A 9088-nucleotide genomic window follows, 5' to 3' on the forward strand; every position below is an offset into this window, starting at 1 on the left:
TTCCTCCCTTAAACCGCGACAGCAATGGTGCGATCGAGGCGGATCTGACCGCTCGACTGCGTTTCGAGATAGAAGCGACGAAGCAGGTTTTTCGCCACCAGCTGGCGGTACTCCGCCGAGGCCCGCCAATCGGTGAGCGGCGTGAAGTCCTGGTCGAACGCGGCGACTGCGCGCTCGATCGTGTCCTCGTTCCATTCGGCGCCCTTGAGCGCCGCCTCGACATTGGCAGCGCGCTTCGGCGTTGCGGCCATGCCGCCAAATGCGATGACCGCATCGGTCACCCGGCCGGCATCGAAGGTGATGGTGAAGCCGCCGCAGACGGCGGTAATGTCCTCATCCAGCCGCTTCGTCACCTTGTAGACGGCGACGCGGGCATTGTCGGAAACGAAGGGGATACGAACGCTTTCGACGAACTCGCCGGGCTCGCGGTCCTGCTTGCCGTAGGCGATGAAGAAATCTTCAAGCACGACCGTGCGGCGGCGATCGCCCTTGCGCAGCGTGATCGAGGCGCCGAGCGCGATCAGTGCCGGCGGCGTGTCGCCGATCGGCGAACCGTTGGCGATGTTGCCGCCGACGGTGCCCATGTTGCGGACCTGCTGGCCGCCAATGCGGTCCCAGAGTTCGGTCAACTCAGGAAAATGCTCGACAATGATGGGATAGGCTTCGGCATAGCTGACGCCGGCGCCAAGCGTGACGCCATCCGCATCGACCGTGATCCGGCGCAGTTCCTCGAGGTGGGTCAGGTGAATGACCGGAGAGATGTCGCGCATGAACTTTGTCACCCAGAGACCGACGTCGGTCGAACCGGCAACGATCGTCGCCTTGGGGTTGGCCTCAAACACGGCTGCGAAATCGTCGACCGAGCCTGGAAGGATGAAGCGCTCCGTTTCAGAGCCGATTTCGACCCGGCGGCCATCCTGAAGCGACGCCAGTTCGCCGGCGATGCGCTCGCGCTCGACCACGAGCGGATCCTTGCCGACATCGCCGATCGTCGAGATCGCTTCGGCCGCACGGATGATCGCCGCATAGCCGGTGCAGCGACACAGATTGCCCTGCAGCGCCTTCTCGATTTCGGAAATCGACGGCTTCGGGTTCTCCATCCAGAGACCGTAAAGCGACATCACGAAGCCCGGCGTGCAGAAGCCGCACTGCGAAGCATGCGTGTTGACCATCGCCTGCTGCACCGGATGCAGCGGACCCGAAGGCTGCGCCAGCGAATCCACCGTCACGATATGACAGCCGTCAAGCGAGCCGACGAAGCGGATACAGGCATTGACGGACTCGTATTTGAGCTTGTCGTCGAGCAGACGGCCGACGAGCACCGTGCAGGCGCCACAGTCGCCTTCAGCACAGCCTTCCTTGGTGCCCTTGAGGTTGCGGTCGATGCGCAGGAAGTCGAGCAGCGTCTCAACCGGCGAAACGTCGGCAAGCTCGACCAAACGGTGGTTCAACAGGAAACGGATGGTGTTGCGGATCTGGATCGTCATTGCTCAGCTCCCGCGGTAGGTGGAGTAGCCAAAGGGCGAAAGCAGCAAAGGCACATGGTAGTGGGCGCCCTCGTTGTCGATGCCGAAGCGGATCGGGATCACGTTAAGGAACGGATTTTCACCCCGCTTGCCTTCGCCGCCGAGATAGTCGCCGGCATGAAAATGCAGCTCGTAGGTGCCAGCTCTCATCGCTTCGCCGGAGAGAAGAGGTTCGTCGCAACGACCGTCGTCATTGGTCTTCACGGACTTGATGTGCGTCTGGCGCTCGCCATCGACCCGGTAGAGCTCGATGCGCAGGCTCTCAGCCGGCTTGCCGCTTGCCGTATCCAGCACGTGCGTCGTCAGACGGCCGGCGTTTCCACCATGAGATTGCATTCTGTTCGCTCCTCCCGAAGTCAGCTTTCCACCTCGCAGTATTCCGGCATTTGGGCTTCCCCGGTAGCGAGGCGATCATTCGAGACTTTCAAATTTTTTGGGGGGAATGGCACGAAACAAATGTCGGTAGAAATTGGCTGCAGAGACGAAAATGTCTGGAGGAGCTGCTTTGATGAGATACCCCCGCGATCTTCACGGCCACGGCCCGAACTTCAAGATCACCTGGCCCGACGGCGCACGGATCGCCGTGCAATTCGTCATCAATTACGAGGAAGGCGGAGAGAACTGCGTGCTGCATGGCGACGCGGCCTCCGAAGCATTTCTCTCCGAAATCGTCGGTGCTCAGGCCTGGCAGGGCCAGCGCCACTGGAACATGGAATCGATCTACGAATATGGCGCGCGCGCCGGTTTCTGGCGGCTGCACCGCATGTTCACCGAACGCGGCGTGCCGGCCACCGTCTATGGTGTCGCCACTGCGCTGAAGCGCTCGCCCGAGCAAGTCGCAGCCATGCAGGACGCCGGCTGGGAAATCGCCTCGCATGGTCTCAAGTGGATCGAGCACAAGGACTTCTCGCCAGAGCGCGAGCGCCAGGAGATCGCCGAGGCGATCCGGCTGCACACGGTTGTTACCGGCGAGCGCCCGCGCGGCTGGTACACGGGCCGCTGCTCCGACAACACGCTCGATCTCGTGACGGAAGCCGGCGGCTTCGACTATGTGTCGGACGCCTATGCCGACGACCTGCCCTACTGGCATGAACATGCCGGCCGCCACCAGCTGGTCATCCCCTATACGCTCGACAGCAACGACATGCGCTTTGCGACGCCGCAAGGCTTCAACAGCGGCGACCAGTTCTTCAGCTACCTGAAGGACAGCTTCGACGTGCTCTATGCCGAAGGCACCGCCGGCGCACCGAAGATGCTGAGCATCGGGCTCCACTGCCGTCTCGTCGGACGCCCGGGCCGCGCCGCAGCACTTGCCCGCTTCCTCGACTATGTGCAGAGCCACGAAAAAGTCTGGCTGGCGAAACGCGTCGACATCGCGCGCTACTGGGCCGAAGCCTATCCGTACAAGGCCTGGGACGATCGTCCGTCGCAGCTTTCGGAAGAAGAGTTCGTCTCCCGCTTCGGCGGTGTCTTCGAACATTCCAAGTGGATCGCCAAGCGCGCCTTCCAGGGCGAACTCTCGCGTGCCAACGACACGGCGATCGGCCTTGCTGCCGCCCTTTCCGCCGTCTTCCGCGAAGCGTCTGCCGAAGAGCGGCTGGCCGTCCTCATCGCCCACCCGGACCTCGCCGGCAAGCTCGCGCAGGCAAAGCGTCTCACGGAAAGCTCGACCAACGAGCAGGCCGGTGCCGGCCTCGATGCGCTGACCGACGCCGAGCGCGAGCGCTTCACCGCGCTCAACGCGTCTTACGTCGAGCGGTTCAAGTTCCCGTTCATCATGGCGGTGAAGGGACGCACCAAGGACGAGATCCTCGCCGCGTTCGAAAGCCGGATCGGCAACGATCGCGAGACGGAGTTCGAAACCGCGTGCCGGCAGGTGGAGCGTATCGCCTATCTGCGCCTCAAGGACATGCTGCCGAGCTGAGGACCCGCGATGACGACCGACGGCGTGAGCCTGCCCGAATTCGCCCGCAATGCGATCAATCTTGCCTCCGCCGGTCTCGGCGCAAGGCCGGTGTTCGCAACCGACGAATTCTTCGCACCGCTCGAGCGCATGCTCCAGGACTCAGCCCCGGTCTATCATCCCGGCGTCTATGACGAAAACGGCAAGTGGATGGACGGCTGGGAAACGCGGCGCCGCCGCGGCCCCGGCAACGACCACGCCATTATCGCCCTTGCCGCAAAAGGGTGCATCCATGGTGTCGAGGTCGATACCGCGCACTTCACCGGCAACTATCCGACCGCCTGCGCCATCGATGCGTGCCTTTCGCCCGATGGACCGGACGAGCGGACGGTCTGGACGGAACTCGTCTGTTCGCGGCCGCTTGGGCCGAGCGCCCAGCACTATTTCGAAGCCCGGTCGGAAGAGATCTGGAGCCATGTCCGCCTGCGTATCTATCCCGATGGCGGCATCGCCCGTCTCAAGGTTTACGGCACGCCCGCCCTCGACAGGGCGGCGATCGGCGACAACTCGGTCGATCTCGCCTCGTCGCTCTTCGGCGGCCGTATCGTCGCCTACTCGAACGGCCATTACGGCCATCAGCGGCTGCTTGCGCCTGGGCGCGGGATCAACATGGGCGACGGCTGGGAAACACGCCGGCGCCGGGAACCCGGAAACGACTGGATCGTCATCAAGCTTGCGGCGCGCGGCGAGATCGAGCGGCTTGTCGTCGATACCGCCCACTTCAAGGGAAACTTTCCCGACACCTGTTCGCTGCAGGCGGCAGACCTCAGCGGAGCCTCTTGCGAGCTGGCGGCCTCGATCACCGCATCGTCGATGTTCTGGCGAGAGGTTCTGCCGCAGCGCAAGCTCGCGGCCGACAATCTGCACACCTATGATGCGCCCGAACTCGCGGCCTCAGGCCCGGTCACCCATGTGCGCTTCAACATCTTCCCCGACGGCGGCGTCAGCCGGCTGCGTGTCTTCGGGCGTATTGCGAAAGCCGGCAACTAGATCGTTTTGTCGAGGAAACGATCGAATTTTTGAAGCCATGTCATCGATCAACATTGCACGGAGGAGCGTCGCATGAAGGAGATCGTCATACAGCCACTGACCCGGGAGGCCTTTGCGCCTTTCGGCGACGTAATCGAAACGGAGAATGCCCACAACTTCACCATCAACGGCGGCAATGCCACCCGCTATCATGATCTCGCCAAGATCGAAACGACCGGCGAAAAGGCCCGGCCGATGATCAGCCTGGTGCGCGGCGTGCCCTATCCGCTGCCATTGAAACTCACCATGGTCGAGCGCCATCCACTCGGCAGCCAGGCCTTCATTCCGTTGAGCGACAATCCGTTCCTGATCGTCGTTTCCCGGGAGACGGACGCGGGCCCGAGTGAACCCATCGCCTTCAAGACGACACCGGGCCAGGGCGTCAACATCGCCCGCAACGTCTGGCACGGCATCCTGACGCCGCTCGATGACGTCTCGGACTTCGCAGTCGTCGACCGCGGCGGAGAAGGCGTCAATCTGGAGGAACACTTCTTCAAGGAGCCGTTCCTGATCGTGTAAATCAACGCACGCCCCGGCCGTCCGTCCGGGTTCATCGGTGCGCCAGGGCCTCGCTGGCCGCCGAAATCGGAAGATGCGACTGCGGCGTCAATAGCCGCCATCGCGCCTGAATTTCGTCGGCGTGTATCCCGTCAACCGCCGGAAATCGCGCGAGAAATGATAGGGATCCGGATAGCCACATTCGGCCGCCACCGCGGAAACCTTGGCATCAGGCCCGACCAACAGGCGTTTGGCCTGGTTGATGCGCTCGTGGCGCAGCCAATCCATCGGCGTCGTCCCCACCAGATCACGAAAGCGGCGAAAGAACTGCGACGGGCTGAGCCGAGCACGCGCCGCGAGGTCATCGATCGTCCAGGCGCGAGCGAGATCGTCGCGCATCGCCTTCAGAACCGTAAGCAGGCGGTCCTCCCCGGGAGAGCCGTCCTCCGGCTCGCGGCCCGTCAGCCGCGGCCCGAGCAGGTCGGCGATAAGCCCGGCGATAGCAGCACTGGCGAGCGCATCGGTCGCTGGCGACCGGTCCGCCAGAAATCCGCAGACGGCTTCGAACGCGGTCCGCACGGCCACTGGATCCTTCGGAACAAAGAGCGGCTGCTGCTGAACGCCGAGAAACTGGTAAAGGGCGTTGAGGCCATGACCCTCGATCCCCATCCAGAGATAGCGCCAGTTCTCACTCTCCAAAGCGCAGCTGTGCGCATAGGCCTGAGCCGTATCCAGCCACACGACACTGCCCGCCTCCGCCAGGAACCGCTGGTCGCGCAACTCGATCAGACCACGGCCACCCGTCGTGTAAACGAAGACGTGCTGATGGAAGCGCTTGCGGATCGGCGCCTCCTGAGGCCAGGCCGTCCGGGTTCCTGCAACCAGCGCCAGATAGGGAAAGGCATCGGCGAATTTCGCCGGTGTGTGAAAGTGAAGCTCTTCTTTTGGGCCCTGCATCCGTATTTCCTGACAGCCCGTGCGAGTTTTGTCCATCACATTGCGACAAGCCGCTATTCCCGGCGATGCGCTCGTGACGTTATCATGCAGCTTTACGCATGGAGAATAGTCTATGATCGAAGCCTCGCCGTCGGGTGACGCAGCGAATTTCACCTTTGCGCCGCTGTCCCCGGAGTTCGCCCGCGATCCTCATCCGACTTACCGCGCGCTGCGCGAGAAGGAAGGGCTGCACTATTTCGCCGACTTCGACATCTGGCTGGCTTCGCGCTTCGAGGACGTGTCGGCGATCGTCATGGACAAGCGCATGGTGCGCTCGCTCGAGGACATCGCAACCGTCGAGGAACTTGCGAAACTGCAGCGAGACGCCAACTGGCATGACATGCCGCATCACGAGCGTTTCGTGCAGTTCAGCCTGCTCGACAGCGACGGCGCCGTCCACGACCGGCTGCGCAAGCAGGTGTTCAAGCTGTTCACGCCGGCGATGATCGCGAAGCTCCGTGACCAGATCCAGGCCTATGTCGACCGGCTGATCGACAGCCTTGCCGATCGCGGCGAGATCGACTTCGTCGATGATCTCGCAGCCCACGTGCCCGGCCACATCATCGGCAGGCTGCTCGGCGTTCCCGACGAAGACTGTCCCCAGCTGCGCATCTGGTCGGAAAACATCGTGCAGTTCTTCGACGTCGACCGCTCCGACGCGCGCAAGGAAATCGCCGAGCGCAATACGACCGAATTCTACGAATATCTGACGGCACTGAAGGCCGAACGCGAGCGGGCGCCGAAGGACGATCTCATTTCCGTGCTGATCGAAGCTGAACTTTCCGGCGCGATGAACTTCGACGAGTTCATCTCCACCTGCATGCTGATCCTGATGGCTGGCCACGGCTCGACGATTGACGTGCTTGGCAGCGGCATGCATGCGCTTCTGCGCTTCCCCGAACAGATGGCGCGGCTGCGCAACGAACCCGGCTTGATCCAGACCGGGGTGCAGGAAATGTTCCGCTACGAGTCTCCGCTCCCCTTCTTCCATCGCCATTGTGTCGAGGACGTTGAAATCTGTGGTCGCCGCTTCGAGCGCGGCACCAAGTTCGGCCTGCTCTATGGCGCTGCCAACCGCGACCCGAAGCAATTCGATAACGCCGATACTTTCGACATCGGCCGCACACCCAACCGGCATCTGGCCTTCGGTGGCGGCGTGCACTTCTGTCTCGGCAATCATCTGGCGCGGCTCGACATGGATATCATCTTCAGCACGCTGCTGCGCCGTTTCCCGACGATCGAGCTCGTCGACCGGGAGCCTGAGTACAAGCGCGGCTTGTCCGTCCGCGGACCTAAAAAACTCAAGATCGCGCTCCGGCACGCCTGATCCAAGATCCCAGACACCAACATTACGCAATTGGAGAATACCCATGCCCAAGATCGTCTTCATCGATGCGGACGGCACGACAAGAGAAGTCCAGGCGGAAATCGGCCAGTCCCTGATGTCGGCGGCCGTGCAGAACGGCATCGACGCGATCGCCGCCGAATGCGGCGGCTCGTGCGCCTGCGGCACCTGCCACTGTTATATCGACGGCGAATGGGTCGAGCGCCTGCCGTCGCCCGAGTTTCAGGAGCAGGACATGATCGAGTGCGTGGTCAATCCGAACGAGCGCAGCCGCTTGAGCTGTCAGATCACCGTCTCTGCGGAACTGGATGGCCTGGTGGTGCATCTGCCGGCTGGCCAGTACTGAAGACGAGACAGAAAAAGGCCGAAGCAACATTTCGTTGCTCCGGCCAGCACTTACGGGGAAGTTCTGATCGGCCGAGGCGAAATGCCTCGGCCGAATTGCGTTATTCAGCGAAGAACGCGAAGCGCACGATGAACAGCGCTGCGACGATCTGCGTTGCCGGATGGATGACGCTCCACTTGCCGGTGCAGACCTTGAGCACGACGTAGCTCACGAAGCCGAAGGCGAGGCCGTTGGCGATCGAGTAGGTGAAGGGCATGGCAAGTGCTGTGAGTGCTGCCGGTGCCGCTTCCGTCAGGTCGTCCCAGTCGACTTCAGTCAGTTCGCGCATCATCAGGCCGGCGACGTAGAGCAGGGCCGGTGCCGTCGCGTAGGACGGAACGGCTGCAGCCAGCGGCGAGAAGAACAATGCTGCAAGGAACAGCACGCAGACGGTGAGCGCGGTCAGACCCGTGCGGCCGCCAGCCTGGACGCCCGAAGCGCTTTCGACATAGGCGGTGGTGCTGCTGGTGCCGATCAGCGAGCCGGCGACGATCGCGGTGCTGTCTGCCAGAAGCGCGCGGCCGAGACGGTTCGGCTTGCCTTCTTCGACCAGCTTGGCGCGCTTGGCGACACCGATCAGCGTACCGGTCGCGTCGAAGACTTCGACGAGCACGAAGACGAGGATGACGTGCAGCAGGCCGCCATGCAGAGCGCCCATGATGTCGAGCTGCAGGAAGGTCGGCGCGATGCTCGGCGGTGCCGAGACGATGCCCTTGAACTCGCTGACGCCGAGGATCATCGACAGCACGGTGACGACGAGAATGCCGATCAGGATCGAGCCGCGAACCTTTAGGGCGTCGAGAACCGCGATCACGAAGAAGCCGAGGATCGCAAGCAGCGGGCCCGTCTGCTTCAGGTCGCCGAGGCCGACGAGCGTTGCCGGATTGTCGACGACGATGCCGGCATTCTTCAAGGCGATGATGCCGAGGAAGAGGCCGATACCGGTGGCGATCGCGCTTCGAAGCGAATGCGGAATGCCGGCAATCAGCCAGCTTCGGACCCCCGTCACGGTGAGGATCAGGAAGATCACGCCCGAGATGAAGACCGCGCCCAGTGCCTGCTGCCAGGTGAAACCGAGAGCTGCGACAACGGTGAAGGCGAAGAAGGCGTTGAGGCCCATGCCGGGCGCCATGCCGATCGGCCAGTTGGCGACGAGCGCCATCACCGCGGAGCCGAGTGCGGCGGCGATACAGGTTGCGACGAAAACGGCATCCCTATCCATGCCCGTGCTCGACAGGATGTCGGGGTTGACGAAGATGATGTAGGACATCGTCAGGAATGTCGTGATACCGGCGATCACCTCGGTGCGCGCCGTCGTCTGATGCTCTTTCAGCTTGAATAGTCGT

At 62.8% G+C, this 9088-nt stretch carries 9 protein-coding genes; 5 read left to right on the top strand and 4 right to left on the bottom strand.

Annotation, left to right across the window (positions count from 1 at the left end; translation table 11 throughout):
- Window positions 1-8: 8 nt before the first annotated feature.
- A complete protein-coding gene (xdhA, locus tag VGO04_RS05905) occupies window positions 9-1487 on the bottom strand; it encodes a xanthine dehydrogenase small subunit (protein WP_327495030.1) in 1479 nt (492 codons plus the stop codon).
- A gap of 3 nt (window positions 1488-1490) precedes the next feature.
- Window positions 1491-1862: a hydroxyisourate hydrolase gene (gene uraH / locus VGO04_RS05910; RefSeq protein WP_327495031.1), complete on the bottom strand. Its 372-nt coding sequence runs from the start codon at window positions 1860-1862 to the stop codon at window positions 1491-1493.
- Window positions 1863-2034: 172 nt separating this feature from the next.
- Here uraH and puuE point away from each other — a divergent pair, with 172 nt between their 5' ends.
- From puuE to VGO04_RS05925, 3 genes are all read left to right on the top strand, one after another.
- On the top strand, window positions 2035-3450 hold the full coding sequence (gene puuE, locus VGO04_RS05915; protein ID WP_327495032.1) for an allantoinase PuuE: 1416 nt from the start codon (window positions 2035-2037) through the stop codon (window positions 3448-3450).
- A 9-nt stretch (window positions 3451-3459) separates the two neighbouring features.
- Window positions 3460-4479, top strand: a complete 1020-nt coding sequence (gene alc / locus VGO04_RS05920; RefSeq protein ID WP_327495033.1) for an allantoicase — start codon at window positions 3460-3462, stop codon at window positions 4477-4479.
- A gap of 72 nt (window positions 4480-4551) precedes the next feature.
- Window positions 4552-5037 carry an ureidoglycolate lyase gene (locus VGO04_RS05925; RefSeq protein ID WP_327495034.1) on the top strand — a complete coding sequence of 162 codons (486 nt, stop codon included), beginning with the start codon at window positions 4552-4554 and terminating at the stop codon, window positions 5035-5037.
- Between the two features lie 87 nt (window positions 5038-5124).
- Here the strand turns inward: VGO04_RS05925 and VGO04_RS05930 are convergent, their stop codons facing one another.
- Complete coding sequence (locus tag VGO04_RS05930; protein WP_327495035.1) at window positions 5125-5973, bottom strand: AraC family transcriptional regulator; 849 nt, start codon at window positions 5971-5973, stop codon at window positions 5125-5127.
- 112 nt (window positions 5974-6085) lie between these two features.
- On the opposite strand from VGO04_RS05930, the gene VGO04_RS05935 reads away from it, so the two are divergent.
- Window positions 6086-7339, top strand: a complete 1254-nt coding sequence (locus tag VGO04_RS05935; RefSeq protein WP_327495036.1) for a cytochrome P450 — start codon at window positions 6086-6088, stop codon at window positions 7337-7339.
- Between the two features lie 43 nt (window positions 7340-7382).
- Window positions 7383-7703: a 2Fe-2S iron-sulfur cluster-binding protein gene (locus VGO04_RS05940; protein ID WP_327495037.1), complete on the top strand. Its 321-nt coding sequence runs from the start codon at window positions 7383-7385 to the stop codon at window positions 7701-7703.
- Window positions 7704-7803: 100 nt separating this feature from the next.
- On the opposite strand, the gene VGO04_RS05945 is transcribed toward VGO04_RS05940, so the two are convergent.
- Window positions 7804-9088 (bottom strand): NCS2 family permease (locus tag VGO04_RS05945; protein ID WP_327495038.1); only part of this gene is annotated, 1285 nt, incomplete at its 5' end.

Origin of the sequence: Ensifer sp. (genome assembly GCF_035999185.1) — a bacterium.
In the GTDB taxonomy this organism is placed as follows: Bacteria; Pseudomonadota; Alphaproteobacteria; order Rhizobiales; family Rhizobiaceae; genus Ensifer.